Annotated in this window: 20 protein-coding genes and 3 tRNA genes; 11 read left to right on the plus strand and 12 right to left on the minus strand. The window is 70.7% G+C overall.

Going from position 1 to position 23,354, the window contains the following annotated elements; all coding sequences use genetic code 11:
• The first annotated feature begins 33 nt into the window (after positions 1-33).
• Positions 34-216 carry a DUF6274 family protein gene (locus K3769_RS21490; protein ID WP_267028011.1) on the plus strand — a complete coding sequence of 61 codons (183 nt, stop codon included), beginning with the start codon at positions 34-36 and terminating at the stop codon, positions 214-216.
• 528 nt (positions 217-744) lie between these two features.
• Here the strand turns inward: K3769_RS21490 and bldC are convergent.
• The gene (gene bldC / locus K3769_RS21495) at positions 745-951 is read right to left on the minus strand and encodes a developmental transcriptional regulator BldC (RefSeq protein ID WP_003949541.1); all 207 of its coding nucleotides are present in this window, start codon (positions 949-951) and stop codon (positions 745-747) included.
• A gap of 497 nt (positions 952-1,448) precedes the next feature.
• Positions 1,449-2,315 carry a DUF8083 family protein gene (locus K3769_RS21500; RefSeq protein ID WP_267028012.1) on the minus strand — a complete coding sequence of 289 codons (867 nt, stop codon included), beginning with the start codon at positions 2,313-2,315 and terminating at the stop codon, positions 1,449-1,451.
• A 233-nt stretch (positions 2,316-2,548) separates the two neighbouring features.
• On the opposite strand from K3769_RS21500, the gene K3769_RS21505 reads away from it, so the two are divergent.
• Both K3769_RS21505 and K3769_RS21510 read left to right on the plus strand, forming a co-directional pair.
• Complete coding sequence (locus K3769_RS21505; protein WP_267028013.1) at positions 2,549-3,640, plus strand: Leu/Phe/Val dehydrogenase; 1,092 nt, start codon at positions 2,549-2,551, stop codon at positions 3,638-3,640.
• Between the two features lie 346 nt (positions 3,641-3,986).
• A complete protein-coding gene (locus K3769_RS21510) occupies positions 3,987-4,238 on the plus strand; it encodes a DUF3073 domain-containing protein (RefSeq protein WP_107020614.1) in 252 nt (83 codons plus the stop codon).
• 214 nt (positions 4,239-4,452) lie between these two features.
• Here the strand turns inward: K3769_RS21510 and purM are convergent, their stop codons facing one another.
• The 7 genes from purM to purS form a co-directional block, all read right to left on the minus strand.
• A complete protein-coding gene (purM, locus tag K3769_RS21515; protein WP_267028014.1) occupies positions 4,453-5,523 on the minus strand; it encodes a phosphoribosylformylglycinamidine cyclo-ligase in 1,071 nt (356 codons plus the stop codon).
• 94 nt (positions 5,524-5,617) lie between these two features.
• Positions 5,618-7,141, minus strand: coding sequence for an amidophosphoribosyltransferase (purF, locus tag K3769_RS21520; RefSeq protein ID WP_267028015.1), 1,524 nt, complete (start codon positions 7,139-7,141; stop codon positions 5,618-5,620).
• Between the two features lie 83 nt (positions 7,142-7,224).
• A complete protein-coding gene (locus K3769_RS21525; RefSeq protein WP_267028016.1) occupies positions 7,225-8,139 on the minus strand; it encodes an META domain-containing protein in 915 nt (304 codons plus the stop codon).
• 106 nt (positions 8,140-8,245) lie between these two features.
• Positions 8,246-9,043 (minus strand): maleylpyruvate isomerase family mycothiol-dependent enzyme, encoded by a 798-nt coding sequence (locus tag K3769_RS21530; RefSeq protein WP_267028017.1) that lies wholly within the window; start codon positions 9,041-9,043, stop codon positions 8,246-8,248.
• A 523-nt stretch (positions 9,044-9,566) separates the two neighbouring features.
• The gene (gene purL, locus K3769_RS21535) at positions 9,567-11,825 is read right to left on the minus strand and encodes a phosphoribosylformylglycinamidine synthase subunit PurL (protein ID WP_267028018.1); all 2,259 of its coding nucleotides are present in this window, start codon (positions 11,823-11,825) and stop codon (positions 9,567-9,569) included.
• Positions 11,822-12,526: a phosphoribosylformylglycinamidine synthase subunit PurQ gene (purQ, locus tag K3769_RS21540; RefSeq protein WP_267028019.1), complete on the minus strand. Its 705-nt coding sequence runs from the start codon at positions 12,524-12,526 to the stop codon at positions 11,822-11,824. Before purQ ends, purL begins: the two co-directional genes overlap by 4 nt.
• On the minus strand, positions 12,523-12,786 hold the full coding sequence (gene purS, locus K3769_RS21545) for a phosphoribosylformylglycinamidine synthase subunit PurS (RefSeq protein ID WP_009313473.1): 264 nt from the start codon (positions 12,784-12,786) through the stop codon (positions 12,523-12,525). Before purS ends, purQ begins: the two co-directional genes overlap by 4 nt.
• Before the next feature lie 359 nt (positions 12,787-13,145).
• On the opposite strand from purS, the gene K3769_RS21550 reads away from it, so the two are divergent.
• The 8 genes from K3769_RS21550 (at position 13,146) to K3769_RS21585 (ending at position 18,235) form a co-directional block, all read left to right on the plus strand.
• Positions 13,146-13,463, plus strand: coding sequence for a histone-like nucleoid-structuring protein Lsr2 (locus K3769_RS21550; protein WP_267028020.1), 318 nt, complete (start codon positions 13,146-13,148; stop codon positions 13,461-13,463).
• Between the two features lie 468 nt (positions 13,464-13,931).
• Positions 13,932-14,003 (plus strand) — tRNA-Gly (locus K3769_RS21555).
• A gap of 79 nt (positions 14,004-14,082) precedes the next feature.
• Positions 14,083-14,158: transfer RNA gene (locus K3769_RS21560), tRNA-Gly, on the plus strand.
• 130 nt (positions 14,159-14,288) lie between these two features.
• Positions 14,289-15,302 (plus strand): ABC transporter ATP-binding protein, encoded by a 1,014-nt coding sequence (locus K3769_RS21565; protein WP_267028021.1) that lies wholly within the window; start codon positions 14,289-14,291, stop codon positions 15,300-15,302.
• The gene (locus tag K3769_RS21570) at positions 15,299-16,105 is read left to right on the plus strand and encodes an ABC transporter permease (RefSeq protein WP_267028022.1); all 807 of its coding nucleotides are present in this window, start codon (positions 15,299-15,301) and stop codon (positions 16,103-16,105) included. Before K3769_RS21565 ends, K3769_RS21570 begins: the two co-directional genes overlap by 4 nt.
• Positions 16,106-16,159: 54 nt before the next feature.
• Complete coding sequence (locus K3769_RS21575) at positions 16,160-17,497, plus strand: sensor histidine kinase (protein ID WP_267028023.1); 1,338 nt, start codon at positions 16,160-16,162, stop codon at positions 17,495-17,497.
• On the plus strand, positions 17,494-18,114 hold the full coding sequence (locus tag K3769_RS21580) for a response regulator transcription factor (RefSeq protein WP_267028024.1): 621 nt from the start codon (positions 17,494-17,496) through the stop codon (positions 18,112-18,114). Before K3769_RS21575 ends, K3769_RS21580 begins: the two co-directional genes overlap by 4 nt.
• A 48-nt stretch (positions 18,115-18,162) precedes the next feature.
• Positions 18,163-18,235, plus strand: a tRNA-Gly gene (locus K3769_RS21585).
• Between the two features lie 82 nt (positions 18,236-18,317).
• Here the strand turns inward: K3769_RS21585 and K3769_RS21590 are convergent.
• The 3 genes from K3769_RS21590 to K3769_RS21600 form a co-directional block, all read right to left on the minus strand.
• Positions 18,318-19,217 (minus strand): phosphoribosylaminoimidazolesuccinocarboxamide synthase, encoded by a 900-nt coding sequence (locus K3769_RS21590; protein WP_267028025.1) that lies wholly within the window; start codon positions 19,215-19,217, stop codon positions 18,318-18,320.
• A gap of 128 nt (positions 19,218-19,345) precedes the next feature.
• The gene (locus tag K3769_RS21595; protein WP_267028026.1) at positions 19,346-20,866 is read right to left on the minus strand and encodes a N,N-dimethylformamidase beta subunit family domain-containing protein; all 1,521 of its coding nucleotides are present in this window, start codon (positions 20,864-20,866) and stop codon (positions 19,346-19,348) included.
• Positions 20,867-21,115: 249 nt separating this feature from the next.
• Positions 21,116-23,038 (minus strand): hypothetical protein, encoded by a 1,923-nt coding sequence (locus tag K3769_RS21600; protein ID WP_282566906.1) that lies wholly within the window; start codon positions 23,036-23,038, stop codon positions 21,116-21,118.
• Positions 23,039-23,354 lie beyond the last annotated feature (316 nt).

Here is a 23,354-nt window from a genome sequence, read left to right on the forward strand (position 1 = left end):
GAACCAGGGCCCCAGACCCCACCGGAGGTGACCATGGCGGCGACTGCTCGGCATGAGACGCGAGCCCTGCTCCGCGCCCATCTGTCGGCCGCCTCCGGCCACCGCCACCGCACCAGGCACTGCCCGATCTGCCACCGCCTCCTGCGACTGGCCTCGGAGCCCGGCCCCGAGGACCTGGACGGCACCCCGGAGGACGACGCGCCCTCCCCGGCGTGAGCCACCGCGCCACCGCCGCGCACGCGAGGACCGCGCATCAACTGCCCCTCGCGCGGCCCCAGATGAACGAGTCCTCCATTAGCGCAGGTATGCCACGCGCAACAAGGACTCCGGCATGTGACGGGTGTCACCGCATAAGTTTTCAAACCCGCGGATCTTACCCCTCACCTACAACTGGTCAATTTAATATGTGCAATTGCACCGGCCCCAAGGGGACTCACAGCCGATCCGACAGCCTCGCCCAGAGTGCGACAAGGCCACTCACAGACCGACCCGCCAAGCGCGCACAGCCCATGACCAGCGCACAAAAAAGATCGCGCTGGACCCGGCGGAGTCCAGCGCGATCTACGACGCACCCACAGTGCTTGTGGTTCTTGCTCGGGCGGGGACCCCGTTGGGGCGGGATCCGCGTCGCTTGGTACTTGGGTGGTGCTTGGATGACGCGTGAAGCGGTACTTGCGTCAGGGCCCTGCCGACAAGTTGGGGGACCTGCCGAAATACCCTGCTATGTGGCTATGCAGTTGTTGTTCAGGCTTCGCTGCGCTGCTGCGGGATGCCCGCGAGCAGAGCACGTACCTCTGCTTCGCGGTAACGGCGATGCCCACCCAGCGTGCGGATCGACGTGAGCTTGCCGGCCTTCGCCCACCGCGTGACCGTCTTAGGGTCCACGCGGAACATCGTGGCGACCTCAGCCGGGGTCAGCAGCGGCTCGGCATCAGGGGTGCGAGCGGTCATGAGCGGCCTCCTCGGGAGAACCGATCGTTCTCGGTTCTTTCCTCTAAATTCTGCACCTTGACCCGCGTTGCCCGAAATGGCGGATGCGGGTCGAGTCGGTTATAGGACGAACGGCTTGTCCTCGGCACTACAACTACACCATCCGTCCAGCCGCGTCGGCCAAACCGATGGAATTGCCCTCCCAGGTGTTCATCAGCGACGGAAGCCGATGGACCATGCCATAGCGGACAGTCACGCCTCTGTGACGATCAGTCACAGGACGATCAGGAGTCACGGGACCCCCCTGCAGCGCAATGCCGAGATTCCACCCAAACGTGTACAGAGAGAGCCCTCCCCGGACTCCTTGTCCTATTTTGGCATGAGGAGGGGCGTTGGGCGCAAGGTCCGTGTTAGTGCCGTCCGTCACCCTTACCCCCTACGACCCGGATCGGGACTTACGTCCTGTCAGGCTCCGTGACACACCGGAACCGGGCGCCCGAAGAGCCTCCGCGCGCCCCTCAGTTAGCCGAGCGACGGTCCCGCACCGAGCGCCACCGCTCCACCAGCCGCCCGTAGGCCTCCCCCGCGGCGGGCCCGTCGCCCGTGCGCAACGCCTCGATCCCCTCGGCGACATCGGCGGCCGAGTGGTCGCCGTCGAGCTCCCCCGCGGGCAGGACATGTACGAGGCCGCCGTAGTCCAGCTCCACCAGCGACCGCGGATGGAACTCCTCCAGCCAACGCCCCACGTCCACCAGACCGTCGATGAGCGGCCCCTCGTCGAGGGTGTCCCGCAGCGTCCGCAGGGCCCGCGCCACCCGCCGCCGCGCCTGCACCATCGGCGTGCGGTAGCGCAGCACGGGGGCGTCCTCCTCGGCCCGTGCGCCGCCCCCGGACCCGGCACCCTTGTCGTACTCGCGCTCCTCGTCCGAGACCAGCACGAACCAGTGCAGCGGGACCTGCCAGGTCGAGGTGCGGATCCAGGGCCGGGCGTCGGGGTTGCGGGTCAGCCAGCGCTCGTAGTCCTGGGCCGCCTGACGCCGTACGAGCTCCGGCAGCGCCGCGTCCAGGACGGGGGCAGGCAACTCCTCCGCCAGGTCGCCCAGGGCCTCCCAGCCGCGCAGCCGGGTCCGCCAGGGGCATACGCACAGGACGCCGTCCACCTCCGCGACGAACGCGTCACCGCTCTCCTGCACCGGCACCGGGACCGGCGGCACGGGCAGCAAGTCGGCCAGCGAGCGGCGCAGTTCGTCCTGGTACGAGGGCCGCTCGGGCCGGCGCGCATAGCGGTACCAGTGGCCGCGCTCCGGTTCCGGGAAGGCCGCGAGCGGCTCGTACACCCGGAGATAGGACGCGTACGGGATGATCAACGAGGACACCTTGGGCACGCTTGCTCCCTCCCCAGCCGACCCGGTGGAAAACCGCGCGGCGTGTGCGCCGGCACGCGGGAAACCCCAGCAAATCGTCCCACGCCCGTCCGTGACCGTACTCCCGGCGGGGGTGATCCTGACCACTGGGCCGATGGCGGTCCCGCACAGGCTCTAATCTCGTGCCACACGGACCCCCGCCACCCGTACGAGGGCCGCCCCGACCCGCCGCTACTTACCTGGGAGTCACCACCGTGACCGACGTAACCGGCAGCCCTGACGACGTACTGCACACCCTGTTCCGGACGGATCAGGGCGGCCATGAGCAGGTCGTGCTCTGTCAGGACCGCGCCACCGGCCTCAAGGCCGTCATCGCCATCCACTCCACCGCCCTGGGCCCGGCCCTCGGCGGCACCCGCTTCTACCCGTACGAGAACGAGGCCGCGGCCGTCGCCGACGCGCTGAACCTCGCCCGCGGGATGTCGTACAAGAACGCCATGGCCGGACTCGACCACGGCGGCGGCAAGGCCGTGATCATCGGTGACCCCGAGCAGATCAAGACGGAGGACCTGCTCCTCGCGTACGGCCGGTTCGTGGCCTCGCTCGGCGGGCGGTACGTGACCGCCTGCGACGTCGGCACCTACGTGGCCGACATGGACGTCGTGGCGCGCGAGTGCCGCTGGACGACCGGGCGCTCCCCGGAGAACGGCGGCGCGGGCGACTCGTCCGTCCTGACGGCCTTCGGGGTCTTCCAGGGCATGCGGGCCTCCGCGCAGCACCTGTGGGGCGACCCGTCGCTGCGGGGCCGCACGGTCGGCGTCGCGGGCGTCGGCAAGGTCGGCCGCCACCTGGTGGAGCACCTCCTGGAGGACGGCGCCCGGGTCGTGATCGCGGACGTGCGCCAGGACGCCGTGGGCCGCATCGCCGACAGGCACCCCTCGGTACAGGTCGCCCAGGACACCGAGCGGCTGATCCGGACCGAGGGGCTCGACATCTACGCCCCGTGCGCGCTCGGCGGAGCCCTGAACGACGACTCCGTGCCGGCGCTCACCGCGAAGATCGTCTGCGGCGCCGCCAACAACCAGCTGGAGCACCCGGGTGTGGAGAAGGACCTCTCCGACCGCGGGATCCTCTACGCGCCGGACTACGTGGTGAACGCGGGCGGGGTCATCCAGGTCGCCGACGAACTCCACGGCTTCGACTTCGACCGGTGCAAGGAGAAGGCCGCGAAGATCTTCGACACCACGCTGGCTATATTCGCTCGTGCGAAGGAGGACGGGATTCCGCCGGCCGCCGCGGCCGACCGGATCGCCGAGCACCGCATGGCGGAGGCCCGCCGTCCCTGATGTTCCCAGGCCGTTCGGGAAGCCGTTCGGAGGCCGTCCTGAAGGCGTCCGGACGGCTGTGCGCGCGGCCCGGCGGGGTCCCGTCGGCGGGTGTTGGAGAGAACTCTCACGTTCGTCGGCGGGTCGCTCGCCGAGAAGAGGTTAAAATCGCGGTTGACCAGCGAGGACAGGGCACCTCGCGGGTCCTGTGCACACGAGCTTCCTGCGGGCGACGTACCGTATGGGCGTGGGCTCAGGTACCGTGGAAGCCCTACGGACCGGTCTCTCCACGGAGAGCCCGTTCCAGATCATGAACGCGTGTCAAGACTCTGGGGCCGTCGAGCCCCGTATCCGAGGGGGTCGAGCCATGGGGCGCGGCCGGGCAAAGGCCAAGCAGACGAAGGTCGCCCGCCAGCTGAAGTACAGCAGCGGCGGGACCGATCTGTCGCGTCTGGCCAATGAGCTGGGCGCTTCGACCTCGCAACAGCCGCCTAATGGCGAGCCGTTCGAGGACGACGACGAGGAAGACGACCCGTACTCCCAGTACGCGGATCTCTACAACGACGACGAGGACGAGGACGATGAGTCCGGTCCTGCGTCGCAACGCCGCGGGGCTTGACGTACCGGCTGCGTTCGTCGTTCTAGCTGCGCTTCACCCGGTCCGGGGTTGATTGCCGGACCGGGTTTTGTGCATGCCGCTCCGCGGGTTCGCTCCGCTGGGGTGGCGGGGGTGCGCTGTGGGGTGCTTCTACGGCGCCGGTATCTCGTGGCTGAGGTGGCGCAGTTCCCCGCGCCCCTGACGGGGGCGCCCCGGCGGGCGCCCCTGCTCGCGGCTACCGGGGGGCGTAGTCGCCCGTCAGGGTTGCGCCCGTCCCGTGGGTGCCCCTGTCGGTGATCTCGCCTGCCACCCAGGCCTCCACTCCTCGGTCCGCCAGGGTGGTGAGGGCCGCGTCCGCGGAGTCCTGGGGGACGATCGCGATCATGCCCACGCCCATGTTCAGCGTCTTCTCCAGCTCCAGGCGCTCGACCTGGCCGGTGGTGCCGACGAGGTCGAAGACCGGGGCCGGCGTCCAGGTGGCGCGGTCGACGGTCGCGTGCAGGCCGTCCGGGATCACCCGGGCCAGGTTGGCCGCGAGGCCGCCTCCCGTGATGTGCGAGTACGCGTGCACCTCGGTCGTGCGGGTCAGCGCCAGACAGTCCAGCGAGTAGATCTTGGTGGGCTCCAGGAGCTCCTCGCCGAGGGTGCGGCCGAACTCCTCGACGTGGCGGTCGAGCTTCAGATTCCCGCGGTCGAACAGGACATGGCGGACGAGTGAGTACCCGTTCGAGTGAAGACCGGAGGACGCCATGGCGATCACCGCGTCACCCGTACGGATACGATCCGCGCCGAGCAGCCGGTCGGCCTCCACGACACCCGTACCGGCGCCGGCGACGTCGAAGTCGTCCGGGCCCAGCAGGCCGGGGTGTTCGGCCGTCTCGCCGCCCACCAGGGCGCAGCCCGCGAGGACACAGCCCTCGGCGATGCCCTTCACGATGGCGGCCACGCGCTCCGGGTGGACCTTGCCGACGCAGATGTAGTCGGTCATGAAGAGCGGCTCGGCGCCGCACACCACGATGTCGTCCATGACCATCGCGACCAGGTCGTGGCCGATGGTGTCGTACACGCCGAGCTGCCGGGCGAGGTCGACCTTCGTGCCGACGCCGTCCGTGGCGGAGGCGAGCAGCGGGCGCTCGTACCGCTTGAGGGCGGAGGCGTCGAAGAGGCCGGCGAAGCCGCCGAGGCCGCCGAGGACCTCGGGGCGCTGCGTCTTCTTCACCCACTCCTTCATCAGTTCGACGGCGCGGTCGCCCGCTTCGATGTCGACGCCCGCGGCTGCGTAGCTGGCACCAGTTGTCTCAGACATGACGGTGAGAACTTTCGTGTCGTACAGCGGTGTTGCTGCGGGGTTGCTGCGAGGTCCCGGATCTTCGGCGGGGCCCGGCGGGACTCGGCAGGTGCTACGGGCGACGGATCGCTTCGGACGCGGCCGACGCGGGGCCGGCGGCCAGCTCGGTCTCCAGGAGCTGCTTGCCGAGCAGCTCGGGGTCCGGGAGGTCCATCGGGTACTCGCCGTCGAAGCAGGCACGGCAGAGGTTCGGCTTGTCGATGGTGGTGGCCTCGATCATGCCGTCGATGGAGATGTACGAGAGGGAGTCGGCGCCGAGCGAGGTGCCGATCTCGTCGATGGACATGCCGTTGGCGATCAGCTCCGCGCGGGTCGCGAAGTCGATGCCGAAGAAGCAGGGCCACTTCACGGGCGGCGAGGAGATCCGGATGTGGATCTCGGCCGCGCCCGCCTCGCGGAGCATCCGGACCAGGGCGCGCTGGGTGTTGCCGCGCACGATCGAGTCGTCGACGACGACCAGGCGCTTGCCCTTGATGACTTCCTTGAGGGGATTCAGCTTCAGCCGGATGCCCAGTTGGCGGATGGTCTGTGAAGGCTGGATGAAGGTCCGGCCGACGTACGCGTTCTTCACGAGACCCGCACCGAACGGAATGCCGGAGGCCTCCGCGTAACCGATGGCGGCGGGCGTGCCCGACTCCGGTGTCGCTATGACCAGATCGGCCTCGACCGGAGCTTCCTTGGCGAGACGGCGGCCCATCTCGACGCGGGAGAGGTACACGTTCCGGCCGGCGATGTCGGTGTCCGGACGGGCCAGGTACACGTACTCGAAGACGCAGCCCTTGGGCTTCGCTTCCGCGAATCGGGACGTTCGCAGTCCGTTCTCGTCGATGGCGACGAACTCGCCCGGCTCGATCTCGCGGACGTAGGCCGCCCCGCAGATGTCGAGGGCGGCGGACTCGGAGGCGACGACCCAGCCGCGCTCAAGACGGCCGAGGACCAGCGGGCGGATGCCCTGCGGGTCACGGGCCGCGTACAGGGTGTGCTCGTCCATGAAGACGAGCGAGAAGGCGCCCTTGACCTGCGGGAGGACCTTCGCGGAGGCCTCTTCGACGGTCAGCGGCTTGCCGTCGTCGTCGACCTGGGCGGCCAGCAGGGCCGTCAGCAGGTCGGTGTCGTTGGTCGCCGCCACACGCGGGGTGCGGCCCTCCTGCTTGGGGAGGTCGGCGACCATTCCGGCGAGCTCCGCCGTGTTGACGAGGTTGCCGTTGTGGCCGAGCGCGATCGAGCCGTGCCCGGTGGCACGGAACGTCGGCTGGGCGTTCTCCCAGGTGGAGGCCCCGGTGGTCGAGTAGCGGGCGTGACCGACCGCGATATGACCGAGCAGGGAACCGAGGGAGGCCTCGTCGAAGACCTGGGAAACGAGCCCCATGTCCTTGAAGACGAGGATCTGAGAGCCATTGCTGACCGCGATTCCCGCGGATTCCTGGCCTCGATGCTGGAGGGCGTAGAGCCCGAAGTAAGTGAGCTTGGCGACCTCTTCACCGGGAGCCCAGACTCCGAAGACGCCGCAAGCGTCCTGGGGGCCTTTCTCGCCGGGGAGCAGATCATGACTGAGTCGACCGTCACCACGTGGCACGCCACCGAGTGTAGGCGAGATCGACCACTGGTCCGAATTGGGGAAGTGCCCGGGCGGCGCGGTGAGACGCCGCCCGTCCGGGATCACTTCGCGGCGACGGCTTCCAGGCCTGCGCCGTTTTCGCTGGTCAGGGTGAGGTTGCTGCCCTTGAGCGTGTACTTCACGGTGCCGCCGAAGAGGGCCAGCAGGGACCTTTCGGTGTCCATGAGTGAGTCGGAGCACATCTTCCGGGTGGTGCCGGGCGCGCCCAGAGTGATAGTGCCGTCGCCGACCGTGGCCTTCGCCGTGACCTTGTTGCAGCCGAGCTCGCCGCGGACGGTGCCCTTCTCGTCGAAGGTGAGGTGGGCCTTGCCCTCGGCCTCGGAGGGCAGGGCGACGGCGGAGCCGCCCTTGGTGCCGTCCTCTGTACCGTCCTTCGTGTCGCCCTTCGCGTCCGTCTTGACCGTGCCGGTGACGTTCCACTTGGTGCCGTAGAGGTCGGCCTGCTTCTCAGCGGTGAGCTTCACGGTGTAGCCGTCCTCGTTGGTGAGCGTCAGCTTGTCGCCGTTGACGTCGGCCTTGATCGTGCTGTCGGAGATCAGCCCGCCGAGTTTCGACTCGAAGCTCATGGTCCCGTCGTCCGTGCAGGCCATCTTGGTCTTGACCGTGTCGTCGCCGATCGTGATCGTGTCGCCGTCGATCTCGGCGGTGGCCCCGAAGTGGTTGCAGCCGTAGTTGCCGCCCACCTTGCCGTCCTTGCCGAACTCGACGTGGGCGCCGGCCGGGGCGGCCTGCGTCTTGCCGTCGGCCGTGACGCTGTCGACGTTCCACTGCGTGCCGGTGAGCCCGGTGTCCTGCCGGGTCCCGACGGAACTGGCACCGGATTCCTTGCCGCCGCTGCCGCTGCCACTGCCGCTTTCCGTGCCGCAGGCGGCCGTGGCGAGGAGTCCGGTGACGGCCAGGGCACTGAGGCCGACCCGCGGGCTGAGGGCGCTGAGGTTGCGTCGCTGCGTGTGCATGCCGCTTTGACGGGGCGGGTGGGGTGCTTGGTTCCCTGTCGGGGCCCGTACGGGGTAACGGGCGCGCAACGGGTGGCAACGGGCGTTCTCGGGGCGGCCGTCGGGTTCAGCTCATGAGGGGGAGCAGTGCGCCCAGGTCGGCGCGCTCTCCGCTCGCGCGGACCTTCGCGTCGTCGAGGGCGGCCCGCCACCCCGTCCGGCCCGTGGCGAGGCGGATCCAGGTGAGCGGGTCCGTCTCCACGACGTTGGGCGGGGTGCCGCGGGTGTGGCGCGGGCCCGCCACGCACTGCACGACGGCGTACGGCGGTACGCGCACCTCCGTGGAGGCGCCGGGCGCCTTCGCGGCGAGGGCGTCGGCGAGGAGGCGGGTACAGGTGGCGAGGGCGTGGCGGTCGTACGGGATGTCGAGCGCCGGGACCGCCGCGTTGAGGTCGTCGGTGTGGACGGCCAGCTCCACGGTGCGGGTGACGAGGTGGTCGGCGAGGGTCATCGCTCCCACGCGGGTGGTCAGCATCCGGCTGTCGGGGGCGTGCGTCAGTCGCTCGGTGAAGCGGGCTTCCGTGCGCTCGTACAGCGCGTCGAGGTCCGGGTGGGCGGTGGCCAGCGCGTGTACGTCCTCGTCGACCTCGCCCGCGCGGGGGGCCGTGGTGGACGGCCAGTCGAGCAGGGCGAGCGCGGGGCCGGTGGGCGCCGGCCCGTCCAGGCCCCGGCTCACGGCCTCCAGCGCCATGGTCAGGTGCGCGGCCAGCTCGCGAACGGTCCAGTCACCGAGGCCGGCGGGTGCGGCGAGCTGTGCGGGGGTGAGGGTGCGCACGGCGGCCCGCACGTTCCCGAACTGCGCGAGAACCGCGGCGCGGGTCTTGGCCGGGTCGTAGACACGGGGACGCTTCTTGGCCGGGGGCATGGGGGGAGTTTATGGGGGCGGTGACCTTGCGACGGCGACGCGGTGGGGGCGTGGGTGCGCAGTTCCCCGCGCCCCTGAAGGCGGCAAGGGCTGGCCGGACTCACTCGGCACAACCGTGCCCACCGGCGCCCCTCAGGGGCACGGGGCCCCGCCGCAAGCCGAACACGGGCCCAGCCACCCACCCGCCCTAGGGTCTGTCTGACAATTCCCGTCGTCGCCCGTAGGGCGGCTGCGCGGCGTCAGGTGCGTGCTCTCGGTGTGCCGGGCGTAGAGCCTCGTACTGGACGTACTTGGCTCTGCGCCCGGTGCGGCGAGAGTGCGTGCATGGCGTCGCGCGGCAGACGGGAATTGTCAGACAGACCCTAGGGGCGCGGGGAACTGCGCAATAGCCACCCACCCGCCGCAGGACGCAAACCCAGCCCAGCCACCCTCCCGCCTCAGGGGCGCGGGGAACTGCGCAGACCCGCCCCGGAGGGGGCGGGACGCGCGTCCCGGCCCCTCGGAGGGGCCGGGACGCGTGGCGCTACGCGAACAGGTTCGGGATCGTTGCCGTGTGCGCCGCCCGCAGCTCGGACAGCGGCAGGGTGAACTCCCCCTGCACCTCCACCGCGTCCCCGTCCACGACACCGACGCGCGTGGCCGGCAGCCCCCGCGCACCGCACATGTCCGTGAAGCGCAGCTCCTCCGACCGCGGGATCGCGACAACCGCACGCCCCGCGGACTCGGAGAACAGGAACGTGAACGCGTCCAGCCCGTCGGGCACGACGAGCCGCGCCCCCTTGTCACCGAGCAGCGCCGACTCGACCACGGCCTGGATCAGACCCCCGTCGGACAGATCGTGCGCGGAGTCGATCATGCCGTCACGGGACGCGGAGATCAGGATCTCGCCGAGCAGGCGCTCCCGCTCCAGGTCCACGGCCGGGGGCAGCCCGCCGAGGTGGTCGTGGACGACCTGCGACCAGGCCGACCCGCCGAACTCCTCACGCGTGTCGCCGAGGAGGTAGAGGAGCTGCCCCTCTTCCCGGTAGGCGACCGGTGTGCGCCGGGCCACGTCGTCGATGACGCCCAGGACCGCGACCACCGGCGTCGGGTGGATCGCCGCCTCGCCCGTCTGGTTGTAGAGCGAGACGTTGCCCCCGGTCACCGGCGTACCCAACTGCAGGCAGCCGTCGGCCAGTCCGCGGATGGCCTCCGCGAACTGCCACATGACCGCCGGGTCCTCGGGCGAACCGAAGTTCAGGCAGTCGGAGACGGCGAGCGGCTTGGCACCGGTCGTCGCGACATTGCGGTACGCCTCGGCGAGCGCGAGCTGCGCCCCCGTGTACGGGTCCAGCTTCGCGAACCGGCCGTTGCCGTCCGTGGCGATGGCCACCCCGAGCCCGGACTCCGCGTCGATGCGGATCATGCCCGAGTCCTCGGGCTGCGCCAGCACCGTGTTGCCCTGCACGAAGTGGTCGTACTGGGAGGTGATCCAGGACTTGGAGGCCTGGTTCGGCGAGGAGACCAGCTGGAGGACCTGCTGCTTCAGCTCCTCGGACGTGGCGGGCCGCGGCAGCTTGTTCGCGTCGTCCGCCTGCAGCGCGTCCTGCCAGTGCGGACGCGCGTACGGACGCTCGTAGACCGGGCCGTCGTGCGCGACCGTGCGCGGGTCGACGTCGACGATCTTGCCGCCGTGCCAGAAGATCTCCAGGCGGTCGCCGTCGGTGACCTCACCGATCACCGTGGCGATGACGTCCCACTTGTCGCAGATCTCCAGGAAGCGGTCGACCTTCGACGGCTCGACGACCGCGCACATGCGTTCCTGCGACTCGCTCATGAGGATTTCCTCGGGAGAGAGCGTGGAGTCGCGCAGCGGTACGTCGTCCAGGGTGACGCGCATGCCGCCGGAGCCGTTCGACGCCAGCTCGCTCGTCGCGCAGGACAGGCCCGCCGCGCCGAGGTCCTGGATGCCGACGACCAGCTTCTCGGCGAAGGCCTCCAGGGTGCACTCGATGAGGAGCTTCTCCTGGAAGGGGTCGCCGACCTGGACCGCGGGGCGCTTCGAGGGCTTGGCGTCGTCGAAGGTCTCGCTCGCCAGGATGGAGGCGCCGCCGATGCCGTCGCCGCCCGTGCGGGCCCCGTACAGGATGACCTTGTTGCCCGAGCCGGACGCCTTCGCGAGGTGGATGTCCTCGTGCCGCATGACGCCGATGGCACCGGCGTTGACCAGCGGGTTGCCCTGGTAGCAGGCGTCGAAGACGACCTCGCCGCCGATGTTGGGCAGGCCCAGGCAGTTGCCGTAGCCGCCGATGCCCGCGACGACGCCGGGGAGTACGCGCTTGGTGTCGGGGTGGTCCGCCGCACCGAAGCGCAGCGGGTCGACGACCGCGACCGGACGCGCGCCCATCGCGATGATGTCGCGCACGATGCCGCCGACGCCGGTGGCCGCGCCCTGGTAGGGCTCGACGTACGACGGGTGGTTGTGCGACTCGACCTTGAAGGTGACCGCGTAGCCCTGGCCGACGTCGACGACGCCCGCGTTCTCGCCGATGCCGACGAGGAGGGCGTCCGACTGGGGGGCCTTCTCGCCGAACTGGCGCAGGTGCACCTTCGAGGACTTGTAGCTGCAGTGCTCGGACCACATGACCGAGTACATGGCGAGCTCGGCGCCGGTCGGACGGCGGCCGAGGATCTCCACGACCCGCTCGTACTCGTCCTTCTTCATGCCGAGTTCGGCCCAGGGCAGCTCGACGTCGGGGGTCCCGGCCGCGTGCTCGACCGTGTCCAGAGGCGTCCGGCTCATGCGTTGACCAGCTTCTTGAGGATCGAGGTGAAGAAGGGGAGGCCGTCGGTGCGGCCGGACCCGACGAGGGGTTCGACAGCGTGCTCCGGATGCGGCATCAGACCGACGACGTTGCCCGCCTCGTTCGAGATGCCGGCGATGTCCCGCAGCGAGCCGTTGGGGTTGCCGAAACCGTCGGCGAACTCGCCGCCGACCACGTAACGGAAGACGACGCGGCCCTCCGCCTCCAGCATGTCGAGGGTGCGCTCGTCGGCGACGTACCGCCCGTCCATGTTCTTCAGCGGGATGTTGATCTCCTGGCCGGACTCGTAGTCCAGGGTCCAGGCGGTTTCCGCGTTCTCCACCTTCAACTTCTGGTCGCGGCAGATGAAGTGGAGGTGGTCGTTGCCGAGCATCCCGCCGGGGAGGAGATGGGCCTCGGTGAGGATCTGGAAGCCGTTGCAGATGCCGAGCACCGGCATTCCCGACTTCGCCTGCTCAATCACCGTCGCCATGACCGGTGAGAACCGCGAGATCGCACCGGCGCGCAGATAGTCGCCGTACGAGAAACCACCCGGCAGGACAACGGCGTCGACCTGCTTGAGGTCCTTGTCCTTGTGCCAGAGAGCGACGGGTTCGGCGCCGGCGAGCTTGATCGCGCGCTGGGTGTCCCGGTCGTCGAGGCTTCCGGGGAAAGTGACGACGCCAATACGAGCGGTCACTTTCCGGCCTCCGCGACTTCCTCGACCTTGACGGTGAAGTCCTCGATCACGGTGTTGGCGAGGAAGGATTCGGCGAGTTCGTGGATGCGGGCGAGCGCGGCGTCGTCCACCGGTCCGTCCACTTCCAGTTCGAATCGCTTTCCCTGACGGACATCGGAGATGCCTTCGAAACCGAGGCGCGGCAGTGCACGCTGCACCGCCTGGCCCTGGGGGTCGAGGATCTCCGGCTTGAGCATGACGTCGACTACGACGCGTGCCACTGGCACTCCCGGTGTGTGGTGCTGAGCAAGTTCCTTCAGACTACCCGTACAAAATTTCTACGCGGGTAGATTCGTAGGAATCTACGTGACGGTCATCACGATTCCGCATCGAGAACCTATCGTCGGGCTGCCTTCACGAAAAATCCTGGGAAAGATCCAGGATCGGGACCCGGTCCCTATTGCCTGGAGACACGCCAAGAGATTTAGTCGAGCTTCACATTGCATTGCCGGGCACTGTACAAATGAATTGGCAATAGCCGATACTTTGCCCAATCACCCATAAAAGCAGTCGGACAGTCGGCATCTCGGCACGTCAACGCGTGTCACCGGATAGGTGCCGCACGAAGGGACCGATATTCGTGGCGCAGCGTGTCGTAGTGACTCTCTCCGACGACATCGACGGCTCGGAAGCGGCGGAAACGATCGCCTTCGGTCTGGACGGCAAGTCGTACGAGATCGACCTGAATCCGGCCAATGCCGAGCAGTTGCGCAGGGCGCTGGAGCCGTACGTGGAGGCGGGGCGGAAGCGGTCGCGGTCCGGGAAGGCGTACCGGCAGACGGCGGTGGCGCCCGATCCGGCGGCGGTTCGCGCGTGGGCGCAGTCCAACAAGCTGGAGGTGCCTGCGCGGGGGCGGATTCCCAAGCGGGTGTATGAGGCTTTTACCGCTGCGCAGTAGGGGCGGGGCGGTTCCCTGCGGGGTGGTTCCCTGCGGGGCGGTTCCCCGCGGGGCGGTTCCCCGCGGGGCGGTTCCCCGCGGGGCGGTTGCCTGCCGGGGGAGGCGGGGAGCTCGGCCGCTCGGGGGTCGGGCTCCTGCGGGTGCGTGTGCGTGTGCCGTGTGCGGCTGCGCTTGTGCGCCGTTCCCCGCGCCCCCGGGTGGGTGAGGGTGATGTCGGTCGTCGGTGGCGGGTTCGTCGGGGTTGAGCGCGCCGTTCCCCGCGCCCCTGGGTGGGTGGGGGTGGATGTCGGTCGATGGGAGCGGGTCCGTAGGGGTTGAGCTCGTCGCTCCGCGCGCCCCTGCGTGGGTGTGGTTGTCGGGGGTCATGCGGGCCTGGGGGTAGTCGACTTGCGTTCTACCCCCGGCAATCGGCTAGAGTTCGGAGCACGCCGAGGGGCAAGGCCGAAAGGCCCGGCTCACCGGAGTCACGCGGGTGTAGTTCAGTAGCAGAACATCCCCCTTCCAGGGGGAAGGCGCAGTGTGCAATTCCTGTCACCCGCTCTGCATCGCCGGTCCGGTCGTTCTTACGATCAGGTAGGCTGATGCTCGCGCCGATCGGTGAAAGCCGGTCGGAGGCAATGCGGACGTAGCTCAGTTGGTAGAGCGCAACCTTGCCAAGGTTGAGGTCGCCAGTTCGAACCTGGTCGTCCGCTCCATGAAAGAGACCCCGGTCATATGACCGGGGTCTCTTTCATGTGCGGGCACGTTCGCACCCCTGACATTTGTCATGTGCGGCGGTGACAGCGCGCACTGCCGAACCCCGCCGTCGGCCGGGACGCTTGAGTCATGAATACGAATGAGCCCGTGATCGAGGTCACTGATCTCCGACGCGTCTACGGGGGAGGGTTCGAGGCGGTCCGAGGGGTCTCCTTCGAAGTCGCCCGGGGCGAACTCTTCGCACTGCTCGGCACCAACGGCGCGGGCAAGACCTCCACCGTCGAACTCATCGAGGGCCTCGCCAAGCCGGCCGGCGGCCAGGTGCGCGTCCTCGGCCACGACCCGTACAGCGAACGTTCCGCCGTCCGGCCGCGTATCGGCCTCATGCTCCAGGAGGGCGGCTTCCCCTCCGAGCTGACCGTCGCGGAGACCGTACGGATGTGGGCCGGCTGCACGAGCGGAGCCCGGCCCGAGAGCGAGGCGCTGTCACTGGTCGGCCTCACCCGCCGGGCCGGCGTACGCGTGAAGCAGCTGTCCGGCGGCGAGAAGCGCCGCCTGGACCTGGCACTCGCGCTGCTCGGACGGCCCGAGGTGCTCTTCCTGGACGAGCCGACCACCGGCCTCGACGCCGAAGGGCGCCAGGAGACCTGGGAGTTGGTGCGCGAACTGCGCGCCCAGGGCACGACCGTGCTGCTCACCACCCACTACCTGGAGGAGGCGGAAGGGCTCGCGGACCGGCTCGCGATCCTGCACGCCGGACGGATCGCGGTCTCCGGCACCCCGGCCGAGGTGACCGCCTCGCAGCCGTCGCGGATGTCGTTCGAACTGCCCGCCGGCTACTTCCCCGGCGATCTGCCGCCGCTCGACTCCCTCGGCGTCACCGGGCACGAGGTCTTCGGACGCGTGATCCGGCTGCGTACGAACGAGCTGCAGCGGGCCGCCACCGGGCTGCTGACGTGGGCCGAGCGGACCGGTGTCGAGCTGCGGGGGCTCGACATCCGGTCGGGGTCCCTGGAGGAGGCGTTCCTGCGCATCGCGCGGCACGTCTCGGACCAGGAGGACCAGGAGGCCCAGACGGAACAGGCAGGCCTGACGGGCCAGGCAGGGCAGTCTCAGCCCTCCGAGAAGGAGCACGTGGCATGAGCGCGGACACCGTGACCAGGACCGCCGGCCCGGCATCGACCGTGACCGCGGTCGGCCGGATGACCTCCCTCGCCAGGGCGGAACTCACCCTCCTCGCCCGCAGCAGGGCCACCTTCTTCGCGGCGGTCTTCGTGCCGCTGGTCCTGCCGCTCAGCCTTCGCTCGGCGACCGATGACATGGACCTGAAGGGGGCCGGCCTCTCGGTGGGCACGGTCATCCTGCCCTCCGCCGTCGGCTTCTCCCTGCTCTTCGCCGTCTACAGCTCGCTGGTGAGCGTCTACGCGGCCCGCCGCGAGGAACTCGTCCTCAAGCGGCTGCGCACCGGGGAGCTGCGGGACGCCGAGATCCTCATGGGCGCCGCGGTGCCCTCGGTCCTCATAGGCCTCGTGCAGTGCCTGGTGCTGACGGCCGCCTGCGCGGCGCTCATGGACGTGGGAACGCCCGAAGCGCCTCTCCTCGCCGTCCTGGGACTGCTGCTGGGGCTCATGATGTGGCCGGCGCTCGCGGCGGTCACCGCCAGCTTCAGCAGGAGCGTGGAGGGCGCCCAGGTCGCCGCGATGCCGCTGCTGCTCGTGTCGATGGTGGGCTCCGGCACCGTCGTACCCTTCGAGGTCATGCCCGACCGGCTCGCCTCCCTTTGCGAACTGCTGCCGTTGTCCCCGGTGATCACCCTGATCCGCGGCGGCTGGGCCGGCAACCTCTCCGCGTACGACGCCCTGGGCGCGCTCGCGACCGCGCTGGCCTGGACCGTTCTCGCGGTGTTTGCTGTACACAAGTGGTTCCGCTGGGAACCGAGGCGCTGACTGGAACGCGGACGGGGACAGGGACGGTCGGGCATGGGAATCGGGAGTACGGGGATGCGCAGGCCTGGGCGCTGGTGGCGCGGGAAGAGCACGCTGGCGAAGGTCGAGACGTACACCCGCTGGTCCTTCCACTTCTTTCCGCTGGTGGAGTTCACCGCGATCGGGCTGCCGGTCTTCGGTCGGGTGGGCAACGGTCTCGCCGTCGGGCTGGTCCTGCCGCTGTGCGCCCACGCCGTGCTGTGCGGGGTGACCGCGTCCAGGTCGCTCGACTGGACGCGCGGCACCCGTGCACAGCCCGTACGCCTGCTCATCGTGCTCGGCGTGGTCTCCGCGCTGCTGGGAACCGCCGCGATCAGCCTCGTGAAGCACGGGCCGGGCGGCAAGGACCTGGTGTCGACGATGGTCCCGCTCTGCGTGGGCGTGCTGGCCTTCGGGGCCGGCACCATCGCCCTCGGGGTACGCGGCCGGCTGCGCGTCCTGGGGATCGTGACAGGCTTCGCCGCGTATACGGGCGTCATGGCGTTCGCGCTGGGCCTCGACGGGCGTGCCGCGCTGGGAACGGCGTTCGCGGTCCTGCTCGGCGGCGGCGGCCTCTCCTTCACCTCCGTCTTCTCCGTCTGGCTGCTGGACGCCGTGTACGAGCTGGACGCGGCCCGCGAGACCCGGACCCGGCTCGCCGTCGCCGAGGAACGGCTGCGCTTCGGCCGCGACCTGCACGACGTGATGGGCCGCAACCTCGCGGTCATCGCCCTGAAGAGCGAGCTCGCCGTCCAGCTCTCCCGCCGCGAACGCCCCGAGGCCGTGGACCAGATGATCGAGGTGCAGCGGATCGCCCGCGAGTCGCAGCGCGAGGTCCGCGAGGTCGTACGGGGCTACCGCGAGGCCGACCTCGGTGCCGAACTCCACGGCGCACAGGGCGTGTTGACCGCGGCCGGGGTCGACTGCTCGGTGACCGGCTCCGCGACCGGGCTGCCTCCTGCGGTCCAGTCGGCGCTCGGCTGGGTCGTACGGGAGGCCACCACGAACGTACTGCGGCACGGCGACGCCCGGCGGTGCCGCGTGACGCTGGAACCCGCGGGCCACCACGTGGTCCTCACGGTCGAGAACGACGGCGTGGAGCGGACCGCCGCGCAGGGGGCGGCCGAGGGGCCGGGTGCGCGCGGCGGAAGGACCGGCGGATCCGGGCTAGCCGGGCTGCGGGAGCGGCTCGCCGCGGTGGCCGGGACGCTGTGGGCGGGACCCGTCGACGGCGGTCTCTTCCGGGTCGTCGCCGAGGTGCCCCTGCCGCCGTCCGCCTCCGACGCACCCGCGTCCACCGCACCCGCCGACTCAGCCTCCGCCTCCGCCGTTTCGCGCTCAGTGAGTTCAGTGAGTGAAGAGGTCACCCCATGACATCCGTACGACCCATCCGGCTGCTGCTCGCCGACGACGAGCACCTCATCCGGGGGGCGCTCGCCGCGCTGCTGGGTCTTGAGGACGATCTGCTGGTGGTGGCGGAGGCGGCCGGCGGGCCCGAGGCGCTGGCGATGGCGATGGCGCACGAACCCGATGTGGCGGTACTGGATCTGCAGATGCCCGGGGCCGACGGTGTGAGGGTGGCCACATCGCTGCGGACCGAACTGCCCGCCTGCCGTGTGCTCATCGTGACGAGCCACGGGCGCCCCGGGCATCTCAAGCGGGCGCTGGCGGCGGGTGTGCGCGGTTTCGTCCCGAAGACCGTGAGCGCACAACGGCTCGCGGAGATCATCCGTACGATCCACGCGGGAAACCGCTATGTCGACCCCGAGTTGGCCGCCGACGCGATCTCCGCCGGGGATTCGCCGCTCACCGCGCGTGAGGCCGAGGTGCTGGAGCTGGCCTCCGACGGGGCGCCCGTCGCAGAGATCGCGGAACGGGCCGCGCTCTCGCAGGGGACCGTGCGGAACTATCTGTCGTCGGCCGTGTCCAAACTCGGAGCCGAGAACCGTCACTCGGCGGTGCGTCTCGCGCGCGAGCGAGGTTGGGTATAGTTGCTCTCGCGCCACGGTGAGAGCCACCCGGTGAAGCCACGGCGCGGCGCGGACGTAGCTCAGTTGGTAGAGCGCAACCTTGCCAAGGTTGAGGTCGCCAGTTCGAACCTGGTCGTCCGCTCAAGTGAAGAAGAAAGCGGAAACCCCCGGTCGTCGACCGGGGGTTTCCGCGTTCACCGCGGCTCCATGGGGCCGCGGGCCGCTCAGGTCCAGGGCGTGCCCGTCAACCGCTCGTACGCCTCCACGTACTTGGCGCGGGTCGCGTCCACGACCTGCTGGGGCAGGGCCGGGGGCGGCTGCTCGCTCTTGCGGTCCCAGCCGGACTCCGCCGAGGTCAGCCAGTCGCGCACGTACTGCTTGTCGAACGAGGGCTGCGCGCGGCCCGGCTCCCACTGGTCGGCGGGCCAGAAGCGGGACGAGTCCGGGGTCAGCACCTCGTCGGCGACGACCAGCGTCCCGCCGTCGAAGCCGAACTCGAACTTCGTGTCCGCGAGGAGGATGCCGCGCTCGCGCGCGATGTCACGGCCGCGGCCGTAGACGGCGAGCGTCGCCTGCCGCAGCTGGGCCGCGGTCTCCGTGCCGACCTGCCGGGCGACCTCCTCGTACGAGACGTTCTCGTCGTGCTCGCCGACGGCGGCCTTGGTCGCCGGGGTGAAGATCGGGGCGGGCAGCTCCGAGCCGTCGCTCAGCCCGTGCGGCAGCGCGAGGCCGCAGACCGTACGGGTCTCGTTGTACTCGACGAGCCCGGAGCCGGTGAGATAGCCGCGGGCGACGCACTCGACCGGGACCATCTCCAGGGACTTGCAGACCAGGGTGCGGCCCTGCCACGCGGCGGGAGCACCGGCCGGCGGTTCGGTGCCGAGGACGTGGTTCGGCATCAGGTCGGCGAGCTGGTCGAACCACCAGAGCGAGAGCTGCGTCAGGACGCGGCCCTTGTCGGGGATTTCCGTGGGCAGCACCCAGTCGAACGCGGAGATGCGGTCGCTGGCGACCATCACGAGGTCGCCCGCCTCGTTCCGGTACAGGTCGCGCACCTTGCCGGTGTGCAGGTGCACCAGACCCGGAACCTCGACAGGCTCGGGCTTTTCGACGAATCCGGACACGGTTCCTCCGCGTGGTTCTGGCTGAATGGCTCGATTCTCCCGTATGGGAGGCGCCGCCTCGGCCAGGGGGCTGTGCGGCACGCGGGGCGGCGGCCTCAGTCGCGTCTCAGTCGCGCTTCAGTCGCGCTTCAGTCGCGTTTGCAGATGCGGTCCAGGAGGTTGGCCGTGGCGCGCTGGACCCGGGCGTCGGTGTGCCCCGGCCGGTCCAGGGCCGGGGACCAGGCGAAGGTGCCGGCCGCGAAGACGAGGGCACCGGAGTGCGCGCGGTACAGGGACGTCTCCTGGTGGCGGATCGTCCCCTCCGTGTCCCGGTACGGGGAGTGGGAGAGGAGGATGCGGCCCTGGTGCTCGGGGAGCGCGACCCGGGGGAAGTAGCGGTCGGCCTCGCCCGCGACCATGCCCTCCAGCTCGTCGCCCTCATGGGCGCCGGTCGCCTCCCACAGCCAGTGGTCGGCGTTGCGGACGACGAGGGGGTGGGCCTCGGGGACCCGGCCCGCGTACTGGATCCCCAGAAGCTCCTGCTCCGGGCGGTCGATCTCCCGCCACAGCGCGGGCCTGCCGGGTCCGCGGCGCTTCAGGCAGGTGAGCAGCCGGTCGGGGGTGCCGGACGGCGAGGGCGCCAGGTCCACCTGCCAGTACATGGTGTTGGCGGAGAGGAAGACGAGCGAGGTGCCCTGCTCGCGGGCGACGTCCACGGTGCGGCGCATGGTCGTCGACCAGTACTCGTCGTGGCCCGGGAAGACCAGGCCTCGGTAGCGCGTGGGGTCGACGCGGCCGGCGTGCAGGTCGCGGGCGTCGGCGTAGGCGAGGTCGTAGCCGTAGCGCTCGGCCCAGCGGATGAAGTCGTAGGCGTGGCCCACGTGCAGGGGCAGGCCCGCGCCCGCGTACGGGCGGTCGAAGGAGACCGTCGTCGCGGCGTCGGCCTCGCCGAGCAGCCGGCCGTCCTCGTCCCACGCGTGGTAGAGACTCGCGCCCGTGTGCCCGTCCTCCGGGTAGAGGTTGTACGCCTGCCAGGTGATGTCCGGCAGCACGAGCAGCAGGTCGGCGGGGTGGTCGTCGCGGACCGTGAACGGGATGTGGGAGCGGTACCCGTCGTCGGTGGTGAGGACGGCGACGTACGCGCCGATGCTCCAGTACGACGGGACCTGCAGCCGCCAGGAGAGCCACCAGTGGTGGCAGGAGACCGTGCGGTCCGCGGTGAGCGGGGCCGGCTGGACGATGCCGGCGAGGCGCGGGCTGGTGGTGATCTTGCTGGCGCCGTCGCCGCCGTAGTGGCCGATGCGGTAGATGTCCACGCTGAACTGCTGCGGGGGGTCCACGGTGATGTGGAAGTCGAGGGCCTCGCCGGGGGCTACCGCGCCGGTGGAGGCGAACCCCTTCACCTGCCGGTGGACGTCGTCGGCGGAACGGGGGCCTCCGTCGTTGGCGCGGGGGGTGGGGACGCGCGGTCCGGAGCTCCGGTAGCGGTCGCGGGTGGTCGTCGCGCCGGGGGGCGGGGTGGGGTCGACGTACCAGGGGACCACGTGGCCCGTGTCGTCGAAGTACTGCTCGCTGCCGCGCAGCCAGGGGACGGGGCCCAGGCCGAAGGGGTCCGTGACCGCGTGCGCCAGCGCTCCCGACTCCCATCGGCGGATCTGCTCGGTCCCCATGTGACGTTCCCTCCCTCGTACGTCCTTGCCCACACGTGCCCCCGTGCACGGGTGAGCCCAGCACATCACATTACGCATGCGTGCCGTTACGGTTCGTCGCGAATTACTTACGGGGGTGGGCGCGTTGCGGCGTGCGGGGTGCCGGGAGTTGGGGGGTGCCTTGCGGCGTGCGGGTGGTTGGGGTGGCGAGTGCGCGGTTCCTCGCGCCCCTGGGTGGGCCCGGGTGAGCCGGGGGAGCCGGGGGCGGGGTCAGACCAGTCTTACTGGTTTTTCTGGGCGTACTCCCAAGTTCAGGAGCCAGGCGCGCAGGGGGGCCGGGTCGCCCTCCTCGATGAGGCTGAGGACGCGGGGGCCCAGGTCCGCGGAGCGCTCGCCGTTGACGAGGAGCGACGGGCCGTCCAGCCAGTCGAGCCCCGGCATCGCGCCGGCCGTGTCCATCGCCGCGCAGCAGACCATCGCCGTCACATGGTCGCTGAGCAACTCGCGCCCCGTCCGCGGCGGTTGCAGGGGGAAGAGCGGCAACGTGCCGTCGTCCCAGAGCGCCAGGTCGGGACCGCCCTGTCCCGCGGAGGCCGCCGAGGACCCCGGGGACGCCGTCGGCCCGGCGCTCGTCGCGGCCTCCTCGCGAGCCAGCTCGGCGCTCAGCACCGCCGCGAGCTCCGCGCTCCGCTCGGTCGCCGGACCGCCGTCCTCGTCGCTCTCCGGCCCGGCGTCGGCCTCGTACGCCGTCGCGCCGCTGTCCGTGGCCGAGGCCGCGGCCTCGGTGGCGCGCTGCTCGTCCTCCGGGGGCGGAGGCGCGTGCGGAGACGGGGACGGGGACGAGGACGGGGACGAGGACTGGGACGTGAAGGACGTCAGGTGGGCCATGACGCGGTCCAGCGTCGGGCCCTCCGGCTCCGACGCCCCCGCCCCCGCGGTACGGCTCACGCCGAGCCCGTCCAGTACGCGATGGAGCCGCGCCGCGTCCGTACGCCACTTGCGGTCGACGACCTCGTCCGGGTACTCCGCCCAGTCGACCGGGGCCCAGTCGGGTCCGGTCTCGGCGGGGCCGCCGTGGAAGAGGCGCGCCGCCAACAGGGACGTCGCCTCGTCGATCGCGCCCGGCTCCTCCAGGAGATCGCAGGCGGGGCGCTCGCCGAGCCGGGAGGTGAAGCCCTCGGCCAGCCGGTCACGCCGTGACAGCTCGGTGAGCGCCGCGACGACACCCGCGTCGAGCCGCGACGGCCACCGCCCCATGCGCCAGGCCGGCAGCGCGACCCTGGTCAGCAGCCGGTCCCAGCCCGCGTACGCCAGCCCCACCTGCTCCTGGGCGACGATCCGCAGCCCGTAGTCCACGGTCTGCGCACGCTCCGCCGCCGCGGTCGCCACGCCCCGTTCCATCTCCGCCGCGTGCACGCGGCAGCCGCGCAGCATGATCCTGGCCACCCAGCCGGCCACGCCGAGCACCGGGCGGGTCAGCGGTCCGCGCGTGGACGCCGACGCGACCGCCACGGCGGCGTCGAGGCCTCGTACGAAGCGCCGGGCCGCGGCTATGTCGGGGTGCGCCGAAGGTCCCGTACCCGCGACGACCGGGGCGAGCACGGCCCGCAGCTCGCCGACCCGCATCCACCACAGGAAGGGGGAGCCGATGACGAGGACGGGCGCGGCGGGCGTACGCCGGTGTGCGGGGCCGCCGAGTCCTCGGCCGCCCTCCATCTTGTCCTTGTCCTTCCCCCTGTCCTCGTCCTTTTCCTCCTCCTCGTCCGCGGACTCATGGCGGGGCGCGGTGTGGGCCGGGTGGGTCCGGTCCTCCAGCCAGCTGTCGCAGTCCGGGGTGAGCGCTATCGCGGAGGGCGCGGGCACTTCGAGGCGGTCGGCCAGATCCCGCACCATGCGGTACAGATCCGGCGCCGACTCCTCGGCGACCGGGACCGTGGGGCTCATGGCGGGCCGCGACCGGGCGACGAGCAGCGCGACACCCACCGCGCAGAGCAGCACGAGGACGGCGAACCCCGTCACGACCGCGCGCACCACGCCCCAGCCGGGGCCGTCGATGTGCCCGGTCGACCCGCCGACGAGCAGGACGACGGCGACGGCCGCGGGCAGCAGGGCGAGGGCCAGCGCCCTGCTGCGGATGCGCAGCACGGCGAGAGCCCGTGAGCGCGCGGTGTGCGCACCCAACTCCACTCCCATACCGGACACGACCGGTGTCACCCCCTACTGCCCGCCCGGCGTGTGCATACCCAGCCACCGCCGGCGGACGTCCATGGTGTTGCTCACTCCCCCACTGTGGCACCCGTGACTGACATCGCAATGCCGATGGGCCAAGTGCCGGAGCGCTTTGCGCCGCACCATAGTTGGGGCCCCGGCCGTCGTCAGCCGGATGGGGGATCGGTCACTCGATGGAATGGCTTTGGCTAAAGGTGGCTGACGGAAGGGCCCCGGATCCTGTGCCGGATCCGGGGCCCGAGGGTGCGGGGGCGGTGCTGGGCGCGTACGCCCGCGCGTG

Origin of the sequence: Streptomyces ortus, assembly GCF_026341275.1 — a bacterium.
Lineage (GTDB): Bacteria > Actinomycetota > Actinomycetes > Streptomycetales > Streptomycetaceae > Streptomyces > Streptomyces ortus.